Annotated in this window: 18 protein-coding genes; 6 read left to right on the forward strand and 12 right to left on the reverse strand. The window is 35.7% G+C overall.

Going from position 1 to position 24,279, the window contains the following annotated elements:
- Positions 1–28 precede the first annotated feature (28 nt).
- The 12 genes from PQO01_RS19855 to PQO01_RS19910 all read right to left on the reverse strand — a co-directional run bounded on the left by PQO01_RS19855 (position 29) and on the right by PQO01_RS19910 (position 14,820).
- Positions 29–1,084: a nitroreductase family protein gene (locus PQO01_RS19855; RefSeq protein WP_274315971.1), complete on the reverse strand. Its 1,056-nt coding sequence runs from the start codon at positions 1,082–1,084 to the stop codon at positions 29–31.
- A 2-nt stretch (positions 1,085–1,086) separates the two neighbouring features.
- Positions 1,087–2,229 carry a glycosyltransferase family 4 protein gene (locus PQO01_RS19860; RefSeq protein WP_274315972.1) on the reverse strand — a complete coding sequence of 381 codons (1,143 nt, stop codon included), beginning with the start codon at positions 2,227–2,229 and terminating at the stop codon, positions 1,087–1,089.
- Positions 2,226–3,479, reverse strand: a complete 1,254-nt coding sequence (locus PQO01_RS19865; RefSeq protein ID WP_274315973.1) for a glycosyltransferase family 4 protein — start codon at positions 3,477–3,479, stop codon at positions 2,226–2,228. Before PQO01_RS19865 ends, PQO01_RS19860 begins: the two co-directional genes overlap by 4 nt.
- On the reverse strand, positions 3,463–4,704 hold the full coding sequence (locus tag PQO01_RS19870) for a polysaccharide pyruvyl transferase family protein (protein WP_274315974.1): 1,242 nt from the start codon (positions 4,702–4,704) through the stop codon (positions 3,463–3,465). Before PQO01_RS19870 ends, PQO01_RS19865 begins: the two co-directional genes overlap by 17 nt.
- Before the next feature lie 19 nt (positions 4,705–4,723).
- Positions 4,724–5,812 carry a polysaccharide biosynthesis/export family protein gene (locus tag PQO01_RS19875; protein ID WP_274315975.1) on the reverse strand — a complete coding sequence of 363 codons (1,089 nt, stop codon included), beginning with the start codon at positions 5,810–5,812 and terminating at the stop codon, positions 4,724–4,726.
- Positions 5,809–6,843, reverse strand: coding sequence for a polysaccharide biosynthesis/export family protein (locus PQO01_RS19880; RefSeq protein ID WP_274315976.1), 1,035 nt, complete (start codon positions 6,841–6,843; stop codon positions 5,809–5,811). The genes PQO01_RS19875 and PQO01_RS19880 overlap by 4 nt, the downstream gene beginning before the upstream one ends.
- Before the next feature lie 2 nt (positions 6,844–6,845).
- Positions 6,846–8,939, reverse strand: coding sequence for a GumC family protein (locus PQO01_RS19885; RefSeq protein ID WP_274315977.1), 2,094 nt, complete (start codon positions 8,937–8,939; stop codon positions 6,846–6,848).
- 9 nt (positions 8,940–8,948) lie between these two features.
- On the reverse strand, positions 8,949–10,043 hold the full coding sequence (locus tag PQO01_RS19890; protein ID WP_274315978.1) for a WecB/TagA/CpsF family glycosyltransferase: 1,095 nt from the start codon (positions 10,041–10,043) through the stop codon (positions 8,949–8,951).
- A gap of 170 nt (positions 10,044–10,213) precedes the next feature.
- The gene (locus PQO01_RS19895) at positions 10,214–11,689 is read right to left on the reverse strand and encodes an oligosaccharide flippase family protein (protein ID WP_274315979.1); all 1,476 of its coding nucleotides are present in this window, start codon (positions 11,687–11,689) and stop codon (positions 10,214–10,216) included.
- 1 nt (position 11,690) lies between these two features.
- Positions 11,691–12,848 carry an alkaline phosphatase family protein gene (locus PQO01_RS19900; RefSeq protein WP_274315980.1) on the reverse strand — a complete coding sequence of 386 codons (1,158 nt, stop codon included), beginning with the start codon at positions 12,846–12,848 and terminating at the stop codon, positions 11,691–11,693.
- Complete coding sequence (locus tag PQO01_RS19905; RefSeq protein WP_274315981.1) at positions 12,845–13,969, reverse strand: nucleotidyltransferase domain-containing protein; 1,125 nt, start codon at positions 13,967–13,969, stop codon at positions 12,845–12,847. Before PQO01_RS19905 ends, PQO01_RS19900 begins: the two co-directional genes overlap by 4 nt.
- Positions 13,966–14,820, reverse strand: a complete 855-nt coding sequence (locus tag PQO01_RS19910; protein ID WP_274315982.1) for a glycosyltransferase family 2 protein — start codon at positions 14,818–14,820, stop codon at positions 13,966–13,968. Before PQO01_RS19910 ends, PQO01_RS19905 begins: the two co-directional genes overlap by 4 nt.
- Positions 14,821–15,138: 318 nt before the next feature.
- Here PQO01_RS19910 and PQO01_RS19915 point away from each other — a divergent pair, with 318 nt between their 5' ends.
- The 6 genes from PQO01_RS19915 (at position 15,139) to PQO01_RS19940 (ending at position 24,253) form a co-directional block, all read left to right on the forward strand.
- Positions 15,139–16,017, forward strand: coding sequence for a choice-of-anchor L domain-containing protein (locus PQO01_RS19915; protein ID WP_274315983.1), 879 nt, complete (start codon positions 15,139–15,141; stop codon positions 16,015–16,017).
- 4 nt (positions 16,018–16,021) lie between these two features.
- Entirely contained in the window at positions 16,022–18,727 is a 2,706-nt protein-coding gene (locus PQO01_RS19920; protein WP_274315984.1) for a tetratricopeptide repeat protein, read from the forward strand.
- Complete coding sequence (locus tag PQO01_RS19925) at positions 18,697–20,307, forward strand: archaeosortase/exosortase family protein (RefSeq protein WP_274315985.1); 1,611 nt, start codon at positions 18,697–18,699, stop codon at positions 20,305–20,307. Before PQO01_RS19920 ends, PQO01_RS19925 begins: the two co-directional genes overlap by 31 nt.
- Positions 20,308–20,493: 186 nt before the next feature.
- On the forward strand, positions 20,494–21,606 hold the full coding sequence (locus PQO01_RS19930) for a glycosyltransferase family 2 protein (RefSeq protein ID WP_274315986.1): 1,113 nt from the start codon (positions 20,494–20,496) through the stop codon (positions 21,604–21,606).
- A 2-nt stretch (positions 21,607–21,608) separates the two neighbouring features.
- Positions 21,609–22,829, forward strand: a complete 1,221-nt coding sequence (locus PQO01_RS19935) for a glycosyltransferase family 4 protein (protein ID WP_274315987.1) — start codon at positions 21,609–21,611, stop codon at positions 22,827–22,829.
- A gap of 206 nt (positions 22,830–23,035) precedes the next feature.
- Positions 23,036–24,253, forward strand: coding sequence for an O-antigen ligase family protein (locus PQO01_RS19940; RefSeq protein WP_274315988.1), 1,218 nt, complete (start codon positions 23,036–23,038; stop codon positions 24,251–24,253).
- Positions 24,254–24,279 lie beyond the last annotated feature (26 nt).

Raw genomic sequence — 24,279 nt, forward strand, 5'->3', positions numbered from 1 at the left:
ATGTCTATCTAGAGGAGGAGTACTTGCCTCACAGGCTACATTTTGGAAGAGGTTTATCCATGATAGTGCACAATTCTTCCATAGGCTTTCTCTTAGACTTTGCCACTGTAAATTCATCTTTTATATGACCGCAAGCGATCATCATGATGATTGAATGAGAATGTGGAATGCCACTAGCATCTTTAAGTGCTAGATCTCGTTTTGGGTTTACACTCCAGTTCAAGGGACAAGATGCGATCCCTAAGGAATGAAGGGCATAAATCAGACTCATGGCATAGAGTCCGCCATCAATCCAGGCCTGATTTCTTTCTGATGATGAGAAAAAACATGATAGATCTGCCGTCACCGTAATGACGGAGTCGACTTGATCTCCAAAGCCTCTGTTACCTAATTGATAAGTTAAAACGCTACTTGCTTTTTCTTTCCCATTCGCCACAAAAGCGTGGTAACATTGACGATTACATACACTTGGTGTTTTAGATGCCAAATAAATAGCTTTTTGTAAATCTTTTAAATCTACTTTTTGATCCGAAAATTGACGCATTGAGTAACGATTCATGAAGAATTCTTCTAAATCTATCTTTGTTTTATCTAAGTATTCTTGCTTAGTGAATTCAATAATTCCAGCAGCTTGAGTTTTTAAATTCTTTAATTCAATAATCTCTTTCTCCAAGTTATTTATAGAATCCTCTAATTCTTGGTCCAAGCTATTGTGAAGTGAATTAAATTCTTCATATTTTTGTAGAACTGCATAGGCGATTTCCAACCTTGAGTTAAAAGCAAAACGTTGATAATACTCTAACACATTTGCAATCAATCGCTTGACAACTGCCACACCAAATCCTGGGCGTGGATTCGTAATAGCTAGAGCTTTCTCAATTTTATGCGCATCTGCCTGAATCAATGCAAGTAGTTGATAACTCGTTTGCACTCTTCCGTTTGATTGTAAATAGAAGATCGAGATTGCGTAGGAAGAGAACTTTCTAAAACGTCCCCAATCATAGAGAACTTGGCGAAAAAGCTCACAAAAGATTTGAACGAAGTTGAAGTAAAATTTAAGGCGATATTTTAGACTTTGTGTCATGATTACCTCTGAGTCTCTGCAAGACATTTTTGATAAGATGAGTAAACATTTTTTGCCGTTCTATCCCAACAAAAACTATTGGCATAATCATAATTCTTATCGATATCTTGATTGAAATTGGGGCTATCTAAAGTTGTACGCATACAGGAATAAATCTCCTCTACGCTGTAGGGATCAAAGTTTGGGACTCTACCCTCTGAAATTTCTAGTAAGGAACTCGTATTGGAGCATATTACGGGTGCTCCACAAGCCATTGCTTCGATCACAGGAAAACCAAAACCCTCAAATAAAGACGGATAAACGCAGAGTTCGGCTGCAGAATAAATCACCGGTAGCATGCCATTGGCGGTGAAACCAGTAAAGACAATATCATCTTTGACAGGTGATTCATTGACACGTTGATGAAATTCTGCGGCACCATTCCAATCTGAACCCACTAGTAGTAATTTATAATCACTGGGGTGACGTTTTTTGAATTTCTCAAAAGCTTGGAGTAAGCGAAAATGATTTTTGCCTTTGGGTTCAATTCTTGAAACATAACACATGAATGGACTATCGAAGCCAAATTCTTCTTTTATTTGTTGTTTGGCATGTTCCTTGATTCGAGGATAAAACAAATTGTGATTAATCCCAGAATAAATAACGTCAATTTTATCTTCATCATAACCAATAAACTTAACAATATCTTTCTTAGAAAATTCACTTACGGTTATAATTCGATCACAACGTCTTATCAAAGATGGAACAATCTTACGATTATAAAACATGCGCATCTTATCATATTTCCCATCAATATTAAAAGTCGCCAAGTCGTGAACCGTGGCAATGAGTGGGCACTTCTTCACATAAGGAATTCTACGATAGCTAGGCACGTGAAGTAAATCTACATTTTTAAGAATATTTGAAAGTGGCAAATAAGTATTGTGCCATAAGATATTCAGTACCGGATTTGAAACCATACTTGTAGAAATATTAAATTTGAGATGATCCTGTTTTGCGATGAGATGACTATCATTTTGCGGTAAAAGCATTTTCAATGTGCTGACTTGTTTCACATCATGCATGGCTTTTACTAGGTCCATTACATAACGAGCGACACCGCTTTTCCCACCCTGTAAGACAAATGATGATAAGGCTACATTCATTTTGTAACTCCTTTTTTTTCAATAAGTTCACAATAAAGATTTTGTAGTTTTTCTACTAAGGCTTGCCAACTGTAATTAAGAACTTCCGCAGAGGCATTACGCTTCAAAGAAGCTTTGAGTTCCGGACTATCTAAGTGATGCATTTTACTTAAAAGATCGTGTTCATTATCAGATTCAAAATGCAAGATATTATCTCGATCTGTACTAAAGGCTTCTATACCTGGAAGACGTGATGCGATAACGGGTGTGCCAGCGGCCCAAGCTTCTAATATGACAATTCCAAAAGGTTCATGTAATGAGGGTAATACAAAAAAATCAGCCCCTGCATAGGCTTCTGCAATCATTGGATCTTGAGGTTTAAAGCCCGGTATAATAATTACTTTGTTTTCAAGACCATAAGCACTAATATCGTCGAGTATAGATTTGTGATAATCTTCAACTGTTATGGGACCTGCAATAACAAGTTTATAGTCTGGGTGAGTTTGGCTGTATTTAGCAAAGGCTTTAACGAGTAATCGCTGATTTTTTTGAAAATCAATTCGTGATAGACAGAGGATATATTTCTCACTATCCTTTATGCCATACTGCTTTTTAAAGCTCAGCCCTGTTTTACCCTCAAATTTTTCGATCTCAACTCCATTGGGAAAATAGACAATTTTTTTTCTTGGGTAACGCTCTTGAAGTTTTTGGTATTCATTGCGATCGACGCATATTACCGCATCTGCTCCAGACACAGTTTTTCTAGACCCCAATAAAAAGCCAAAGGCTTTCCCCCACTCGAACTTACCCTTAAAAGGACTCATCATTTTCTTAGCTTCTGATTGAGGCAGTGTTAGGTAATTGCCATGGAGACTGACCACATAAGGTATTTTTTTAAATTTTGCTACTGTTCTAGCGATACCACCTAGACGATGCTGTACATGTGTGTGAATGACAGATGGACGTTTAGCAAATAGTAAGCGAAAAAGCATACTCAAAGAGAGTGGACTCCCCCCCTTTAATTTAAGTTTTTCTTTGGCTTCGGCACTCAGAAAGAGCCAGGGGAATATATAAGAGAAACGGTGTATTTTAACACCTTCTAAATCATCTTCTTTTTGATCACAAAATATGTCGGTTGTATAAATATGATTGTTGATACCATTTTTTTTCATTTGTGTACAGTAGTTATAAACAACTGCTTCTGTACCACCCCATTTGTCTAAAACGAAGCGTCGGGCTATGTGATATACACTGTCAAGCTGAGCGGGCATGGTTGTTCTCCTCTGTTTGTTCTAAAACAGAGTGAAGCATATCCAATGCCAGTTTTAAGTCTTTCATCATTTTTTCACGAACTTCTTTACTTTTAAGCTCAAAAATAGCTTTGTTATTTATATGCGATCCAATCTGCTCTTCCATAAGATTGAGCTTCACAGATTCTACAGATCCACATGATTGTATGTCAAAACGTTTCAAAAAAGTATCAACTTTACTACCTCGGCTAATACCAATGAGTGGAATGTGGTTAATCGAACCTAAGATAAGTAAGTGCAAACGACTACTAATAATCGTATCCATTTGTGCTGTAAGTGCTACGACATCACGAGGGTGTAAACAATTTTTGACGACTGTGCAATTTTCTTTATTCTTCATCAAAGCCATCATTTGAGTCATTAATTCCGCATCTGTTATCGGATTCATGGGGATAAAGAAGATATTAGCAGAGAATTTTTCGATCCAATGATCCATTTTGTTCGCTAAGTCTAATAAATTATTGACGCAGCGTTGTGCTGAAATACACACGGCAATTTTTTTTCTTTTCTGACCGAGCAAATGACGAGTTGTTTTATCCAATTTTGATAAACTAGTTTCATCTGCTTTAAGGACCAAAGCCAAATCTGCTGCACGAGATATATTGATTTGCTGACACATATCTTTGAGGTTCTTACAGCTATCTTCATTGCGTAGTGCTACGAGTTTTGCTTCACTTAAAACTCGCCCCATCTTACTAATCATTTTTTTCACTTGGCGTGATTCGTACATACTCGCAAAGTCAATTGTATGACCCGAAAGCTTACTTAAACCTGATAATAAATCTTTCTTACGACCATCCTGAAGAGTGAATTTAGCGGGATTCAATTCTGAATTCATGCCAGTCCCAAAAACGACAAAAGGAGTGTTTACATTTTTGCACATACTCAAAATCTCCATGGCATCATCAGGATAATCTGATAAGCCCGTTGCGCCGCTCCAAATAAATAAATCATGTTCTTTGATAAGTTGTTGAGCTGCTTTAGGATCATAATCAACATGACTAAAACCAAAGAGCGGGCAGGTATTTATTTTCAAATGCTTTTGCGTTCCTTTTTCGTCATCAGTACTAACACAAATTTGAGCATCGCTTTTGATCTGTCGAATCATCGTCACCACCCCTTCTAGTATCGCTTCATCACCAATATTATTTCTTCCAAATGGAACTCCACCAAGTAATATTTTCATTTTATTCTCCAGTTTATAATTAATAATTTTCGTCGATTGTGTTGGCTGCGGCAGATGATGCGACTGTTTGAACAAAAGCTCTAATCGCCACCTTTGCTAGACGTTCTAAATCAGCAGTTGAATCTTCTGGCACATAGACTATGTCGCCAGGTTTAAGTAGTACATCAGCTTTGTCACCATGTAGAATTTCGTTTATGTTAAAAACTAATTTTTCGGGTTTACTGAGTGAACCTCTAATGACGATAACATTGGGTGAGGCATATTCCTTAATACCTCGAGATTCCGTAATCGCTTGGATAAGAGTCAGACTATTGAGATACATTATTTGACGCGGATAATTCACTTGACCCAGAGTATACACTTTCTTCGATAAGGCACTCGGAATATGAAGATAATCACCATTATTCAATCTTAGGTCATACTTAGTTTCACCTTTTAAAACTAAAGCTGTAAAATCTACTTTTAACTGTTTTCCATCTCGCATTAGAAAGGCATGCTCAAGGTCCGCTAAATCGACCGTTGAATTCCTAAACTCACCACTTTTAAATCCACCTGAATTAGCTATGGCCTCCAGTATGGTAACCTTACCATTGAGAACTTTTTTTCCAGGAAACTTTATTTGTCCGCCTATTGTGTAACTTTGACTGTTAAAGGAGATTGGTACGACACTAACGATAGTATGCTTTCTCTTCGTACGAATAATATTTTGTATTTCTTCTCGTAATTCTACAATTGTTTTTTCACTAGCTTTAACTGGACCAGTTAACAAATACGATATGTAACCACGTGAATCAATGATCAAGGTTCTTTCTTCTTGAATAGTTCCATATATACTAATCTTTATAATATCTCCATTACCGAGCTTATATTCTACTGGTTCAGATGAATGATCTGCTTTTGGTGATTCAGGGGGGGCCTCCGATTTTGGTGATTCAGGAGTTTCCTCTGCTTTTAGCGATTCAGGAGTTTCCTCTGCTTTTGGTGATTCAGGGGGTTCCTCTGCTTTTATAGATTCAGGGACTTGCTGCAATTTCCCTACTGCTGCTACCTCGGTATCTGCAAAAAGCATAAGTGGTAAAACTAATAGAATTAATAATAGCTTGTTCATTCTTTATCCTCCAAACCAAGTACATCTTCTGAAAAATCTCTACCAACTCGACGGCCGAAAGAACTTGCGAAGACGTTGCAGGCTAACCTTGTTAACTCAACTAAAAATTTGTAAGGCTTCTCGGGGACGAAAATGATATCTCCAGGTTGAAGATACACATCGTATTCTTCACCGCTCAAAATGGCTTCTAAATTGACTTCATAAACTTCTGGATCTTGTAAATCTCCACGTACGATCAAGACCTGCTTTAGGTAGGCATCAGGAGTCAAGCCTCGACCACTTTCCGATAGTAGGCTAATGATAGTCATCTCATCATTATAGGCCGCTGGGTACGCCGCTTTTACAGCCCCTAGAATATAAACTTCTTGCGATAAGCCCGAAGCAATGTAGATATAATCGCCGGGGTGAACAAATACGTTTTGACTTGCGTCTCCTTTTTCAATTAATGCGTGAAAATCAACGGGGATCTGTTGACCATCGCGAATAATAAAAGATTTTTTTAAGGATGCCACTTTAATTGTAGTACCGCGAAAGACGCCATCCATCAGACCGCCAGCTTGAGTAACAGCTTGTCGTAAGGTGAGTGAGCTTAAAAGTTTATATTGGCCCGGAGATTTCACTTTCCCAATAATCGAAAAGCTACTACTAAGACTATTGACGGGCAGAACTGAAACTTCTGGATTATTAAACAAGTGACTTAATCCATTTTGTACTTGTGAAGCAATTTCTTCCACATACAAACCTTCGCCTTGAACTATCACTCCGAAAAGGTAATAAACTTTTCCATCTGGAGCAACCGTGACTTTACTGAGTGTATTTCTTTGACCAAAAACTGAGATCTCTAGTTCATCGCCTATTTCGACGTAATTTCTTTCTTTTTTATAGGGTGAAAAATACTTAGGATCAATTTCTTTTTTCTGAGCTACTTTTTCCTTTGTCAGTTTTGGATAGCCCACTAATTTTACTGGCTTCCTGTGCGTCGCACATGACAAGAAAAAGAATAAAGTGCTTAGTAATAGTAGCGTTCTCATCATTATACCTGTAAAAAAGATTCTTTGACTCTATCCAAAATGAAGCCTTCAGGACATACGCCCTTAAATTCCATTTCTTTAAGCTTTTTCACTAAATTGGCACGCTTGGTTTGACAAGCATCTACAACATAAAAATACCAGTCTGAGAAGTTGATTAAGCCCAAATATGTTTTTTGAATTTCTTCAGAGGGTAAGGACACAATAATAAAATCATACTCAAAACTCAACGCTTTCAAGCGATCGAGTACGCTTAGTGGGATTTCTTTACCATCCATCAATACATCGGCTTTATCTATCAAATCATGTGCTTTATCATTCTCAAATGAGAGGTCCCATGCCTTTGATTTTTCTTCTGTGGAGTCATCGATTTCCTGAATATCGCCAAATGTACACAAAAGTACTTTTTTCTTATTCACTGCAAGTAATTCAACTAAATCATCCGCCGCATGACATTCATCTTTAGATTGAAGACATATAATATTGTTTGAATTTTGATTCGCTTTAATTCCGACCAAATTGGTGAACTCATTAAATAAATGCTTGTTCGTATTGTGACTATCTACAAGCTGTACTACACAGGGGATTGTGAAGTTAATATCTAAATGTTTTTTTGTTTTGATTGATTGATCAAGAACACATTTCACCAGTAAATATAGTGCGCTTACAATAAGGCTGAAAATAAACGCACCAGGAGCCACCGCCAGTAACTTGACCGGCTGAATTAAGCTGGCTTGATCAGCCTGCTCATAGAGCTTTAAGTCTTTAATCTCACTTCTCATCATGATTTCTACGTCTTGTTGCTTTTTACGCAATACATCTAACAACTTGGCTGTTGCTTCTCTTTTACGTAGAGTATCATCTAGTTTCATTTCCTTTTCAGGAACTGTATAAAGCTCTTTTTTTTGCTGCTCTAAATTGGCCATTATAGAGTAAATGCGATTAGAAGCAGATTTCAACTGTCCCTCAGCTCTAGCTATTTCCATGTAAACTTCCTGTTTCTTTAAGTTGGGCATGTAGACTTTCTGTAGCGTTGATTGAATATCTTGGGATGCGAGCTGCTTTTTAAGGCCAGCAATTTTTTCCTTAATTGCCATGATATTCGGATTACCCTCGCCGTATATAGATTGCGCGCTCAAAAGAGCCATTTTTGTATTAGTTAGTTGCGCTTTTAATGGATTATCCTCATATGAGTTTCTGATGACTTCATCAGGCATTTTAGCATACTCATTTTTTAAAACCTCTAGCTGAACTTCTTGCTTCTTTTGATCAATCCTAGCTTCGAGTAAATTACGCTCCTGCAGACTCATAGCTTCCATTATAATCCGATATTGTTCACGGGTATTTATGGCGCCGTTTTTCTTCATAGCTTCAGTAATCATTCTATCTTGTACAAGCATATCTTGTTCCGAAAGTTTCACTTGTTTTGACAAGTTACTAAATTTCTCTTGGAAATAGCGGTAGTAAAAGTTTTGACTAGCTTCAATTGCCAAATCACTCAAAATGTTAGCTGTATCAATAGCTTCTTGTTTATTTTTCGAATTCACCTCTATACTTACGAGCTTAGATTTTTTGTCGAAGTTCACATTTACAGATGCTTTTAAGTTACTAACAGTTTTATACTCGGGGAGAGAGCTCAATGCTTTTTCTAAAAGTTCTTTGTGTTGAATCATTGCAAGGCTTGTGCTAGTGGGGAGAACTTGTTTACTCTCAAATTTTACTTCGTTATAAAGCAATTGACTTTTAGAAAAATATGCTTGCTTCTCTTCCCATTTTGAATGAGTAAAATAAATTGCTCCAATCGTAACTAAAATCACCAGAACAGATAGATAAGGCAACTTCTTTTTAATGTCCATCAAGATGGTAGCCCAATCGAAATTAGCGGCGATATTTTTTTTATCGAAGGTTTTACACACCCCACTTGTAAAAGGGTGACGACAAGCTAAATCTATTGAACTTTCAAGTTCAGTGTCTTTGATTTTTCCCACTTGATTTTTAGTAATCATTTGATTATCAGAGGGTTGAGGCTCATTGTTAATGAAGTCTTGCAAATTCAAATCTCTAAAGCTCAGACTTTTATGTTTTTTATCCCAATCCACATCACGCTCCTACATCACGCGAGTAATAAGTGATTTAGTTGCTCTTCTAAACAGTTTGGTGGGTTTTTGCTTCTCAATATTAAAATCATTGCTGATCAATGACACCTGATTGATGCGACAAATCTTTCTTAAGACCGCAATACTGTGGTTGTCTGCTGTAGTTAAATCACTGATATCCATTTGTTTAAAACCATCTTGACTGATTAAACTAGAGACTTTATTTAACATTTTTTTGTTAAAGCTACCTACAACTTTTATTGATCCATTCAAGCCATCCCAATGATCTTGTAATTTGAGAACTTTATGGTTAAACCAATTGAGCAAGTTTAAACGGCCATGAACGATAAATGACATCAATAACAGGATTTGGCGGAAGTATCTTCTCCAGAGCTTTCTAGGCTCCATGATCAAACGATAGGCCCACTCAAGTCCTAAATTTTGAATAGCTTGAGGTGCGCGGTTCACTTCTCCACTTATGAAATTATAACTACCACCAATACCGATGCTTACTGGTACCTGAAGTTGGTCCTTATAACGTCTAAAAAACATTTCTTGTTTAGGGTTACCTAAGCCTAGAAAAAGAATTTTTGCTCCTGAATTATTAATTTTTTCTATGAGTTGCTCATCATCTAAAACTTCTCCTTCTTTAGATACCATTGGAGAAGCAAAACCTGCAGCTTTTAAACGAGGGTACTTATCCTTTAAACTGCGATGAGCTTTGCGAGATAATTGAGTACTTTCCCCAATGTAGAAAATTTTGTGTCCTAGAAGCGCTGCATAACGAGCTATATCAAAGACCATGTCTGCACCCGTAACACGTTCTTTCATGGTTGCATTGTTCATTTTCCCAAAGCAAACAATTGGCATCCCATCTGCAGTAACTAAGTCTGCATTTTTCAGTGTATCATAAAGCTCTTCATTTTTTACTTTCAAGCTAAACGTATTGAAACAGTTAGACAAAAAATCCATGTTTAAAGTAGCTACATACTGAGCTTTTTTTTCACGATCGTAACGTTTTAGTAATTCATGAATTACATTTATAGTTTCCTTTTTGTTCAAAGTCGAAACTGGAATGCCGAAGATGTTGGTATTTGTGATAATCATTTTAGTTCCCTTAATTTTAGGAACTATATAAAAAACGCCGTGCACAAAACAGATAGATAATCTTAAGTATATTTATTTCAATTACTTATGAATTATTTTCAACTTATTATTCAGGTCATAAGTCTAACATTTCACACATTAATCACTATTTAGTGACACATAATTCACGCTTACTTTGAAGATTTCTTATTAATTATTTCTAATAAGGGATCAAGTAAATTTAATCGCCATAAGATCACAAAATTACTAGCAATAAATAGAGTAGCTAAAGCAAACTCAGCCCACAGGCTAGTTCTGCTTGGTAGCAAGCTACACATAAAACTTAAAAAGGAGACCGTTAGAATAATTTTTAGGAAAAATTTAAATGGGAACCATATACCTCCAATTAAACGACGAATAACGCTCAATCTAATAGGAATTGTTAATACAAAGGTCATAAAGACTGCGGCTACAGCACCATTTAAACCATATGTAGGAATTAGAATAATATCTAATGATATGTTAACAATGACCTGCAAAATAAGGAGTCCCACTGTACGTGAATTTTTTTCCAGAGTTGTGACAGCCATAGATAAAGGCATTGATATAAGTGGTAAAACATGAATTAAGCTAAAGTATTTAGCAACTGAGCCCGCTTGCTGCATGTCTTCTCCATACAGCTTACCAACCAATGCTTCTGAAAATAAAAATCCCGTAGCCGCCAAAGGTGCTGAAAGTAAGATCAATACTTTAAACATTGAGTTCACCATTTTTGGCAGAAGCTTCTTGTCTCTTTGATAAGCTTCTGCGAATGCAGATGAGAAAAGTGTTTGTAAAGCCATGGGGATAAAGGTTATCGCCAATAGAGGTAAGCTATATCCCAACTCATAAAAACCAGCTACTGCAGGCATGAAGCAATAGGCCAAGACAAAAACTTCTGTATACTGTAACATTAAGGAACGTAGTAAGCCATTAAACCAGACTGGACTGGCTAATTTAATTACACGTCGACCAGCAATTGAAATGCCATTCTTTATACTTGGTTTTTGGAGACATTTTCTTAAACGAAATAAACCACATAAAGTTGTAATTCCTAGTGCTGCGAATTCCGCAAATAATATGTATTCGATATGAATCTCTTCTTGAGAACATACCCATAAAATAGCCATAAAAACCAAAGCGGATTGCAGTACTGCTATCATGGCAACTGTCTTCGCTTCAAATAAAGCTGTTAAGCTATCTGTCACCGTATTTTTGACCACCCAGGCTAAAATCCACACAAACACCAAAAAGAGTAAATAATCTGAGCTAGTGCTTAAATATTGAAACACCTGAGCTTTTATGAGGTAGATAAATGATATACATATTAACCAGCTCGTAAATTGGCAGAATAAACTACGACATAAAAATGCTTTTATACTCGAATAGTTTTTCTCCAATTCAATCTCTGGTAAGTAGCGTAAAATACAGGTATTTAGGCCAAGAGCACAAAAGATAATAAGATATTGCCCAAAGTTTTTCGATAACGCTAAAACTCCATAATCCTCTGGACTCAAAGCTTTGACAATCATAATCGACACAAAAAAATAAACGACAAAACTAACTGCCTTTGCCGATAGCATCCAAGGAACGGAGCGTAGTGCCTTAGCTGTAAAAATACTGGACATATTAACTAAGTAGCCAATTCATTTCATCTATCATTACTTTGTAAATATCTTTAATTGATTTTAAATCGCTTCTCAACTTGCTGTTGCCGCATATTTGCGCGTAAGAGTCTTTATCTTTCGGGTCATAACCATGTAGGCCTGGAGTGAAATTTTCTCCCATATAACTTGGACAAATCTGCTCTCCAGAATTCATTAAAAATATATCTTCTCCAAATTTTTGATCCTCGAAAAACACTCCCATTTCTTTTAATTCTTTGTCTTCTAAAATACGCCCTCTTCCTGACTCCCTAAGCAAAGTTCTGACTTTGTTCCTAGCATTATCATTGAAGTACCAAAAGCGCGCCATAGTCGAATCATAAACCGCTACAAAATCCTTATCATATTCTAGTCCGAGGGAAGCAACTGCAGACTGTAGATCAAAAATAGAATGTGTATCGTGCATACCATGATCTGTAAAAACATAAAACTTCACGTCTTCATAATTATTTTCGGCAATTTCCAAAGTTTTTCTCAAGCGCTTATCGTACCAATGAATTTTCTCTTCAACCTTTTTATCTTGAGTTCCCACACCGTGCATGAGCGAATCTAATCCTCCCATTGAAACATAGGCGAATTCAATACTTTGATTTTTGAGTTTAGTTTCAAGTTTAGAAATTTTAGCATCATCACTTTGTCCGTAATGGTGTGTATGAAAATTTACATTCTTCTTTTGTAATTCATCAAAAATACTTTCACCTTGGTTTAAGCCTCCTGGCTCCCAAATCCTCTTTTTTTCCGCATAATCGAACATAGGTAAATATTTAAAGGGAACATTATAAAGCATAAAATAACCTGTGAAACCATGAATTTTTTTAATCCAACTACTCAATTTTGAACGAACGCGATGATGATTCATTAATTTATCGGGCAGTAGACGTAAATATTTCAGCCATTTATATGGACAAGTTTTGGGAGCATAGTAAAAAGAATTCCAATGACCGTGCTCACTGGGACTTTTCCCTGATATTATCGATGGATCACAGGCGCTTGAGTAACCAAATACAGTCTCTAGTTTACGCATGTCTTGAATCTTATCGTTGAGGAAAAAAGAGTTTTTCTGAAGGATTTCCCACCCGAATGCATCCACAAATAAAAACAATGCTAATTTTTCTTTTTTCATAGGTACATCTCCCTTAGTTGATAAAATTTTTGTTGACACTTTTCTTGATTTTGATCACATCCTTGGACTCGACTCACAAGAACACATTCTTTAAAACTCAGTTTTTGTTTTATGAGTAAGGGAAAAATTGTAAATAAACGTTCTCTTGGATGCTTTTTGCACCAGTTGAGATCTTCAAAATTAGAGAAGCCAAAACCACGAAAATTTAAGTACAAATGTCGCAGCGATTTTCTCCAAGAGGATTGTTTATTTTTATGGCACATGACATCAAAATAATGACTGTATTCATGAACGTCTTTTTTCAGTCTTATACTCTCGAAATCATAGTAAAATTGCAGAAATTTCTCGTTGAGTTCTTCGTAATAACTTTCAATATCTTTCGGTAATAAGTCGGCGTCGCCAATAAATTTAAAAGCAACTGCAGATTGGTATTCTTCGATCAACCAAGAGCAGTTTTGAAAACCTCTAATTTTTTCAATTTCTGATAATTTATCTTTGTAGTAGATACCGCGGAAACCAGAAGCCATTAAAGCTGCATCTCCCATGGCTAAAACAATTTTATTCAAAAACTTCTTGAATTTTAACTGGTCAGCTTGATCAATCCCACCGCTGCTCAAACTTGTAGAAATATCTAGCAAAAGCTTTCCTCGGTTCAAGAGTAAACGCGTCGCTTCAGAGAGATCAACTGTAGTGTACTCTGGCATTAGGTCCAAAATCGCTTGGTCACCATAGACGACTTTGTGGCCATATTTCATCTCGTAATTCATCAGACTTGCATCGGCTCGTTTGAGACTATTTTCAGTATGAAGAAAAAGATCTACTGTTATACCAATTTCATCTCCCAATTCTGCCTCTAAACGATGAAAATCCTTCTGAATTTTTCGACGCTTCCATTCATTCATACTCAGACCGACAACCACTAAGTCATAATCATTAAAAGGTTGTAAGCCTTGCTCACCTTGAAAAGCAGTGCCTTCACCTCTTCCGTATGACCCCATAAGAACTATGGCTTTTATATATTGGGAGTACTTTGACTTTAGACATTTGGCCACGATACGACATAAGTCTTGGTCAACTGTGAGGTCAAATTTCTCACCTGCATTAACTGTATACTTACTCATAGTTTTGCCTCCTTGCGACGCGCCGCAATTTTCACCCCGCGATACAAAGCTAAATGAATAGTCACTCTGTAAAGAATATTATAGGGAATTGTTTTAAGATTTAATTTTTTAAATGATTTTATGAGGTCACGTGCCAACTCTCTTGCACACAAGTAGAGTTGCCGAAATACAGAAGGTTTGAGCATTTGTAAGCGATAATACACAATACCATGACGGAATTTTTTTCTAAACAAACTTTTGATGCCATAGTTATGCGAGTGTTCAACCACCGCATCATGAACATATTTAAAACGAAAGCCTTCACGGTGACATTGAATAGCCCAAACTAAGTCTTCGGCATAACCATCCGCATAGAATTGAACCTTTTCCCAAACTTCTCTTTTGAAGGCACAGGCAACAGCGGAGAAACGTTTGTGATCATCTTCACTATGATCATATTGCTTGTAAGTTCTCGAATAATCATACTTCACAATAAAATGAGCATCATCTCTAGCTAATTGGCGACTAAAAGTGGCATCGGCTCTATTTTCTAGAATAGGCTCTAAGAGCTTTCTTAACCAATCGATATCTTGAGGAATGGCATCTGCATTCAGAAAGACAACGATCTCTTCATCGCAATTCGAGATCATGTCGTTTAATACGGTTCCTGGCACATAACTGTCTGACGAAATCTTTTTTACTGACTCACTAAAGACTTGTACAACTTCTAAAGTCCCATCAGTTGAGCCTGAATCCACGTTATATAAATTGTAAGCAGAATAAGTCTGACTCAATAAGTTTTCGAGTGCTTCTCTGACATAGGGTTGCTCATTTTTAGATCTCATTATAATTGCGACTTTTTTGATATTCATTAGTTTTCTCCTTCTGTTTGGAGAAGCTGTTAGCAAACACCTGGAACAGTAAATCAAACAAAGTCACAAACAATTGATTTACTTTGCTTTACAAAAAAATAAAATCTTGAAAATGCATGTTTTTATCTAAAAATAAGGAAAATATATATTCTGTTAATATTATGTAACATTCCCTGTATCAAAATCCGCACACGGCAAACTATCACCCAGAATCACAAAAAGTTAAATTATTTATAAGCAATGACTTATGTCTTTTTAATTGAACTCTGCATTATTTTTTCTTTAAGGATCTCAACATATAAAATAAAAGGTGCCAAAATGAAAATTCTTATCTCACTAATGCTATTATTGCATGTATCTTTAAAAGCAGACATAATCATATCTGAATTTGATAATGTAAATAACCTTGTTAACACGTTGATTGATGAAGAAGCGTACATCAATCCTGGAGTCACTATCTCTAACATTACTTACAACGGAGACGATCGTGCTTTAGGATATTTTGACAACGGTCTTGATGCTGGATTAGGGATGGACAGTGGTATCATTATTTCTACGGGAGATGTACAAACTATAAGTGCCATTAACTCGTCCGGACAAACTTCTACTAACTTAAATAGTTCTGGTGATAATGATTTAGATAATTTGATACCGGGTTTTAAAACTTATGATGCAACAAGCCTAGAATTTGATTTCACCACCCAAGGTGATAGCGCTTACTTTAACTATGCATTTGCATCGGAGGAATATACTGAATGGGTTGGTAGTTCTTACAACGACACTTTTGGTTTTTTTATTAACGGAGAGAATTATGCACTTCTTCCTGGAGGAAATGATATAGTTGCAATCAATAGTATCAATCAAGATACTAATGAAGCTTATTTCAATAATAATGACCCCCATCATGACCCAAGTAGTAATAAAGATTTTGACTTATCATTCGATGGTTTTACAAATACATTTACCGCTAAATTAACGGGGCTTATCGCTGGCGAAACATACAATTTAAAACTTGCCGTTGCTGATGCTGGTGATGCACTTTGGGATTCAGCGGTCTTTATCGAGGCAGGATCTTTTTCAAAGGTTCCCATTGCTCCTGCCGGTGCACCTGAACCCGAATTTTACATGCTACTTATAATCGCCGCCGCAATCCTATATAAAAAGTATTATTCAAATAATGAACTGAGCTTTGGATAAGTCGATGCGAATCTTTATTCTTAGTATTGCATTATTCTTCACAATAGGACTAACTAGCTTTTTTCTCATCGAGAAAAAACAAACACCTGTTAAAAGTAAGTCGAAGGATACCACAATTGATGCGATTCAATACCTAGAAAAAATTGATGCTCCAGAACTATCTTTAGATGCTATCAAAGAAATATTTGGTGACAAATCATCAAGTCCGTTATCTGTAAATAATATGAGATCCATATACGTCTTGAAAGGCTTGGATCAAAAAACAGGTATTAGTTCAGAAGCAATAGAATATGTAAATCAATTAGCTAATCAGGATCTGCAGCAGCTTAGGCTAGGCTTAATTTATCATGATATGAAGCTTAAAAATGAAGCTCGTCTTTGCTGGAATAAAAGTTCTCTCATAGAAGCTAAAAATATGATCGCTCGTAGTTACATGAGTGAATATAAATATCGCGAAGCTTATGATTTCTTGAAAGATATAAATACACAGGAAAACCTTAGTCATAACTTTTATACTCTCAATGCCATTTACTCTCTTGAGCTTATACAAAACCTTAATAAATCCTCCGTTCTAACCGCAACACAAATCACTTCACGTTACCCAGACAACCTGGAATGGAAACTTAAACAAGCCATTATGCATTTAAGTACCAAAAATTATCAAGTAGCACATGATCAACTTGCCGAAATCATTTTTTCACGGGAACTTGGAGTTAATAATCTAGCATGTGCCTACAATGCTCGCATGTACCTTTTTTATGCAAGATTACAATTGCAGGGTTCCAATCTTTACATAGATGATATTCTCATGGCCGCTAACAAAGACTGCAAAGCTATTTTTGACATCTCTGGGAAGAGTCAATATTTTGAGCTTTTTATAAATCAAAAAATTATTGAAAAGGAAATTCAATTTTACTCTAATTTCAAAGCCTACCTCCATGGAGATAGAACAATAAAATTCAAATTAAATACGGCTAATCACATCGTTGAAAACTTCTTAAATAGTCGTGTACTTATAATGTCCAACAAACTCTTTGAAGCGATGAGTTTTCTACAAACTAGTGAAGCAAACCGTAAAATGGACCAACTGCTAGGAGTTCATTATGGCTTTATCAATTCACCTGTTTATCTATACAATAACGCTTTGGTTCTAAATCTTTCTGGACGCTATCAATCCTCGCAGAAAGTCTTAGCACAAATCCACAAAAAATCTTACTCAGAAGAATCTGTTGCTCTCTATAATAAAAATAAAATTCAGGGTGATGTAAAAAAGAATAGTGCTTATCAACAGAAAAAACTGAAGAAACCACAAGTAAAGGCTGATAATTTAATTGAAGTCATGAATCAATCTAAGGACATCAACGAAACAAAAAAACAATTGATTAAAGCTAATTTATTAGTTAAAACACAAGCATCTGAAGCCGTAGCGATTTGGACTAAACTGAATTCCCAAGGTAATGAAGATGCCGCCACCGACCTCGCTCTTTACCTCTACTCAAAAAATAAATTAACTGACGCCACAAAAATTCTAAAACCTTACCTCAATACAAACGTTTGCTCTAGAAAAATTTTATTGTGTAGTGCTTGGATTAAATCCCAAGAAAATGATTTTGCTGGTATGCAAAATGATTTAGCTAGACTGATTAAAATAAATGATGCAGAAGCCATACTTATGCTCGCAACTAAAGCCTATGAATTAAAAAAATATACTGAATCTTTTCAATACGCTCAAGGACTTATTTTGGCACATGGAAACTTGAATCAAGCGCTCATTATCAAAGCTCAATCACTTATTAAAATATATCAAAGTTTTCCCAATGTTGAAAATTATTACTTAATAGAAACAACTCTGGCTCAAATAAAGTCAATAGAAATTCAGAATGATATAAATTTCCTCAGCCTTATTTCCGAAATGCATTACTGCCTAGGCAATCATTCTAAATCATTAGATTATGCACGGAAATCTGATAACAAAAAACTTATAAAGAAAAACATATCAAGAGTTTTAATTAAAACACCCCTTAATCAATGGGATACAATCTTAAATAATGATCGCCAACTAATAGCATTTCATGAGTTAGAGTATTTAAAGCTTGCTAATGTCATTGAAAATAAACAGTACAAGAAAGCATTAGAAATGATTGGTGAAAAAACAGATCCAAAATCACTTCATTTTAAATGCCTAAGTTTACATGCTTTGAGCTTACACGAGGAACGCGACGAAATCATATCTAAAACTAATAAGCCATTTAATCTATGGCAATCTCTAGCACAATTTTCATTCAAACAAGGTGATTTTACTCAAGCTGCAAAATGTTTCCATCAAGCATTGCAATTACAAGAAAATAACACTCTCATCTCCAACAATTACCTCTCTTGTTTACTAAAAGCAAAAGATGATAAGGTACTGCAATATTTATCTCTAGCACAATTAAACTATCAAAGAGCTCCGACTCAACAAACCTTGGATACACTAGTTCAAATTCTTAAAATCAATGGTAACAATAAGGAACTTCAAACTCTACTTAAACAAAAAGATAATTTAAATATAGAACAAGAACTTATTTTGGCAGATACCTATAAATCAACTAATCCAAAAATATATAAGCGGATGCTCACACAATTACTCACTAATCGTGACTTAGTATGGGATGAAACAAGAAAAAATGAGGTGTTAAGATGTTTGAAAAAACACACAGAAAATCTGTAATCTCATCATGTTTCATTATCCTTCTTTCATTTCTAGCCATCACTGAAATAATTGATATTGCTAATGATTTATGGGGGGTGCAACTTCGCCTAATATCTGCAATCTTTGCCGAAAAGGTCTTAATATTTTCAGGTTTTAGTATTGATAGAAACTTCACAATACTTGAAGTGGCAAATATGACCTTTGATATAATACCTGCATGCAATGGCTCGAAAGCCATAAAAGTAACCATGATCAGCTCGTGTTTTATTGCCATCATTTCCAAAGACTTAAATCTTCTGGGTAAATTTCAACTCATTGTCATCAGTTTACCTTTAGCCATCCTTCTCAATGGGTTAAGGATATCATGCTTAATAGCACTAAGTGTTTGGAGTGGTGTTATCATTCATGCCGATACTTTTGTACACACCTTACTTGGTTTAGTTTTTTTCAGTATTTCAATTTATCTGTTAACGAAATTAGCTGAAAAAATTATCGCTAGACAAAAAGGAATTTATAAATTCCCACTTTTTTACGCAAATTTAATTTTGTTAACTTTATGTATGATTCCGTTTTTTTCAGCATGTATACGCGATTGGGGAGGAACATCGTATAACCACAATGATCAAGCTTCATTCATCTTTTTCCTATGGGGGTTTGTTGCCTACATATACCACAGTAAAATCAGCCCAAAAAATTATAGCCAATTTAAGCAAGGAATAATCTTCTGCTCAGTGACTCTGATTATAACTGCATTTATCTATTTCTATAGTCCTGGTAATTATATCCTAGGTATATCTTTTCTATGTCTCTTATCAGCACTCAATTTGGCACAACGCGGTAGTGTGAATACTATACAAAAAATACCGCTTTTGGTGATAATATTTTTTGGTTTTCCAAAAACCAATGAAAAACTAATGGAATTGTTAAATATTCAATTAGTTGAAGCTCTATTTATTAAACTCATAATTTCTGTAATATTATTTACATACCTTGTCTTTAAATTCAAAAAACAAGTATACACCTGTACGCATGCGATCCCTGTATCTGCTTACAACTTTGTATTTCTTTTTAGTAGCCTTTTGCTCGGTGTTCAACTCTTTAGTATTCGCCAAATAAACTGTGAACTACCCGAACAAAAAATTTACTATCCATACTACATTAGTAATTGGGAAGGCTTTGATCTTCAATCCGAGGGTAATGAAGTAATTAATAGACTATACACCAAAGAAAATCAGTCCGCTGGTGTGATGGTTATTTCTTCCAAAGGAAATAGAGAGAATATTCATACACCAGAATATTGCCAATTTGGCATTGGATGGGATGTCATATCTAGAGAGACTATCAATATCTCTAACGCAGCCTTTTCACATAAATCTGTATCAAAGCTAGAGTTAATGCGAGATGGTGTTCCTCGTGAATTTATTTATTGGTTTCAAAACGGTGATGATAATTGTGCCTCTTACAGCGAATTCATCACTAAAGATACCTTACTAAAACTAAGAGGTGAAAAACCACAGTGGCACCTTTTTATTGTGTGGTCCGATGATCTAGAAAACCTAGAAGATTTCGTAAGGATCATCCCTCCCATAGAAAGTTGATACATACTTAAATTTAGCTTCACCTCTAAGGCGGTTTTTCGCAAAAAACTGTAACCATATAGTGAACACACACACCATCAAAGAATTTACATAAGACATAAACCCTTTATAATTAATTAATTACAGCCAAAATTTCCGCTGTGGCATAGGATAAGTATCTTCATACCTTAAAAAAAGGAATGATAAATGAATATTCTGATAGGAATGCTGATCCACAATGAAGAAGATATTGTAGCAAAAACTCTACATACTCTCTTCAAACAAAATATATTTGAATCTAAATTATACCGTATCGAATTAATAATCGTTGCTAATGCATGCTCAGATAATAGTGCAGCAATTTGTAGAAATGAACTTAAAAATTTTAGTTTAAATACAGAACAATTCACTTACCAAGTCATCGAAAAAGACGAACCAGGAAAAATCCCTGCTTGGAACGACCTCATCCATCAATATTCATCTAATAATGAAAAATACATCATTATGATGGATGGCGATATCCTGATTCAACAAGATAATAATTTTGAAACTCTTATTCAAAGTCTTGAAAATGATCAGCATGCGCTCATTTCTACCGACCTTCCCATTAAAGATATTCACTATGACCAATCCAATCACTTCCTAAAAAAATTCTCCCTCGGGTTTTCAAAGATTACCCGAAAAGGCGAGGGCCAACTTTGTGGTCAACTATATTGTGCTAGATCATCATTCCTACGCCAAGTTATTATTCCTAAAGAAATTTTAATTGATGATACCTATATAAAGTTTATGGCCTGTACCGATGGGCTTTTAAAAGCTGTGGATAATTCAAGAATTATCAATCACCATTCAGTTACTCATGTCTTTGAAGCTTATACAGGAGCCAAAAATTACTTTAATAATCAAGTGCGACAAACGGTCGGTTTTTCCATGTGGCGTATTTTTAAAACAATCATTAAAAATGAAAACTCCAATAAGAGTGCACTCGAGATCATACGGGAGAAATTCGAGGTAAACCCTCAGTGGTTACAAACAAAAATCAATGCGTATCTTGATGAAAGAAACTGGTATATATATGAGGGTGCTTTGAGTGTTCGATTTAAGCGTTTAAAGCGCTTAAAGACTCTTGGCAAAATCAAAATGTTCATCCCCTCTGTAGCCGCTTGGCTTATTGATCTCCCGGTCATTCTAATAAGTAATTCAAAAATAAAAAATGCTCGCTTAGAGAAGCTCTGGCAAGATACCAAAAGCACAAAGATGGCTCATCAAGCAGATTCATTAGTTCAACTCAAAACAAAAATTAATCGTCAAAGGGTATAAACATGAAAAAACTATTACTAATTAATGAACGTTTCGGTCGTTTCTCAGGAGCGGAGCAACATATTTATGTAACGCTCCCCTACATAAGTAAAAAATTTGATGTTCACTTTGTGTATAATGAAGATACAAATAAAGATTCCCAAAGCTTAGAGAATTATATCGTTGATAAACACCACTATGACTTCAATGCCAAAGAACATCGCGCTTATAAAAACTGCTCGGAACTTTTGAGTCGTGAGAAGCCTGATGTGATTTACGTTCATAAATGTATGAATGTAGGGATGCTACAGGCCTTTAGAGATTACGGTTGCCCGCTCATACGCATGCAACACGATCATGATATGTACTGTATGAGAAGCTATAAATATAATCCAATTAATCGCAAGATTTGCACAAAAAAAGCAGGTGTTTCATGCCTTATCCCCTGCATGGCCTCGCTTAAACGAGAACGATCTGACGAAGGCAGTAAGATTTCTTGGGTTAGCTATAAAAAACAAATGCAACAAATCAAGGTAAGTCAATCCTTTGATGAAGTTTTCGTTGTGAGCCAATATATGAAAGATGAATTAATCACTCAGGGTTTTGACCATGACAAAATAAAAATCTTTCCTCCAGTTCCACTTCCTAAACATCAATTGCCAATTAATACCTACAGCGACGAAAACATTATTATTTTTGCAACTCAAATCATTCGAGGCAAAGGGCTTGATTGCTTGATTAATGCTCTAGCATTAGTGAAAAATGATTTTAAGCTATACGTATTCGGCAGCGGGTCTCACAAAGAATATTGCCAAGAATTAGTCAAAAGCCTTGGACTTCAAGACAAAATTATTTTCAAGGGCTTTGTAAGCCAGGAAGAACTTTCAGAAATCTACTCATCAGCCGTAATGGGAACAGTCCCATCAGTCTGGCCAGAACCTATTGCCACCGTTGGTCTAGAGTTTCTTAGACATGGCCTTCCAGTGGTTGGCTTTGATGCTGGTGGAATTAAAGATTGGCTTATCAATGATAAAACAGGTTACCTTATCCCATGGATGGACACAGAAGAAATGGCTAATAAAATTGACCTCCTTCTAAATGATAAGGACCTCGTAAGAAAACTTGGAAAATCAGGTAGAAGTTTCGTTAATGATAAATATAACTTTGAAAACTATATCAATAAATTAGTTGCTCACCTCGAAGAAGTCGCTGAACTAAAAAATGATACACAAATTGCTATTTGAGATAAGTTTTGTCTGAGTATAAATACATTATCTTTTTTGCTGTGCTTTTTGCCGGTGTCCCAATAGGAGTCTTGCTTTGTCAGCTTAATAAAATCTTTACTAAATTCTTTTTTATTCTGTTAATTTGGTCGAGCTGTGAGCCTGATAAGTTGGGTATCAATTTCTTTTCAAGGGAATTTTACCGTGCCTCTACAAGGGGGTTTGAAATGAGCTTAATTGATATTTGTGCCTTAATTCTCGCAGGAGATTTATTACTAAATTGGAGCGAACGCAAAAAAATAATTCTACCGGCTCTATGCTGCCCTTACCTCGTGTATTTAGGTATAGCCCTTCTCTCTTGGGCTCTAAATTCACAAAATATTGTCACTCCCGATCCAGTAACTACCAATAAATATACGATTTATCCTCCTCCCTATAAATACTTTGAACTATGGCTTTACCCCTTATTTGAAATAAGTAAGATTTTGCGAGGTATTCTTCTTTTTTGGATTCTAGTTAATTACCTCCAAGACTCTGAATATATCAAAATCATCTACTGGGGTTTGGCTCTAACTGTTTTATACTTGACTATGCTCGCACTGCGTGATCGTTATATTTTTGGTTTCCATCGAATCAAAACTAACTTGGGTCATGCCAATTCATTTTCAACATATATGGCCATGCTCGCCACCATGTTTTTCCCTTTAATCCTATACTCAAAATCATGGATTAAGTCTGGTTTTTATTCATTTTTAGTCGCCTGCAGTGGACTCTGTGTTATCCTAACCGTATCCCGAGGTGGTCTAGTGGCGATGGGCCTTGGAGTCTTTGTTTGCTTAGGTATACTTTTTTTCAAAACCCTACGACCTAAAAACATCATACTCTTAAGCTTAGGCTTTGTCCTTTCTTGTGGCGTCATGTACAAATCTGCAGATACATTGATGAGTCGTTTCTTCGGTAAACAAGATGCGAGTAAAGATATGGCATATCGTGGAAAATATAATAAAAAAGCTAAACTCATGGCGGCAGAAAATATTGTTGGAGTTGGAATTGGGAATTTTTCAGCATGGTCTTGGCTTAAATACGCCTCTCAAGTTGATGACGATCTACCGCCAGGAACTCCGCCACATAATTTATGGTTTATAAATCTCGGAGAACTAGGCTACCCAGGCCTAATTGCCTTTATTTGTATTTGGTTGAGATTTTTTACCATTGCTGTAAAAAACATCTTAAAAACTTACAAGGACCCCTTTTTACTGACCATTAGCGCATCCTGCCTAGCTGCCTGCCTAGCACTTCATTTTCAAAGTATGTTACAACTTGGCTACAGACAGAGTCCACAATACTTCCTTATGATCATAATTAGTGCCATTGTCATAGCTATTCACCACAAAATAAAACATAAAGAACTAGAAACAAACACTTTAGAACTAAACAGCCATTAATGGAATGTGATATTCTAGTTTAAAAA

Source organism: Lentisphaera marina (assembly GCF_028745505.1).
In the GTDB taxonomy this organism is placed as follows: domain Bacteria; phylum Verrucomicrobiota; class Lentisphaeria; order Lentisphaerales; family Lentisphaeraceae; genus Lentisphaera; species Lentisphaera marina.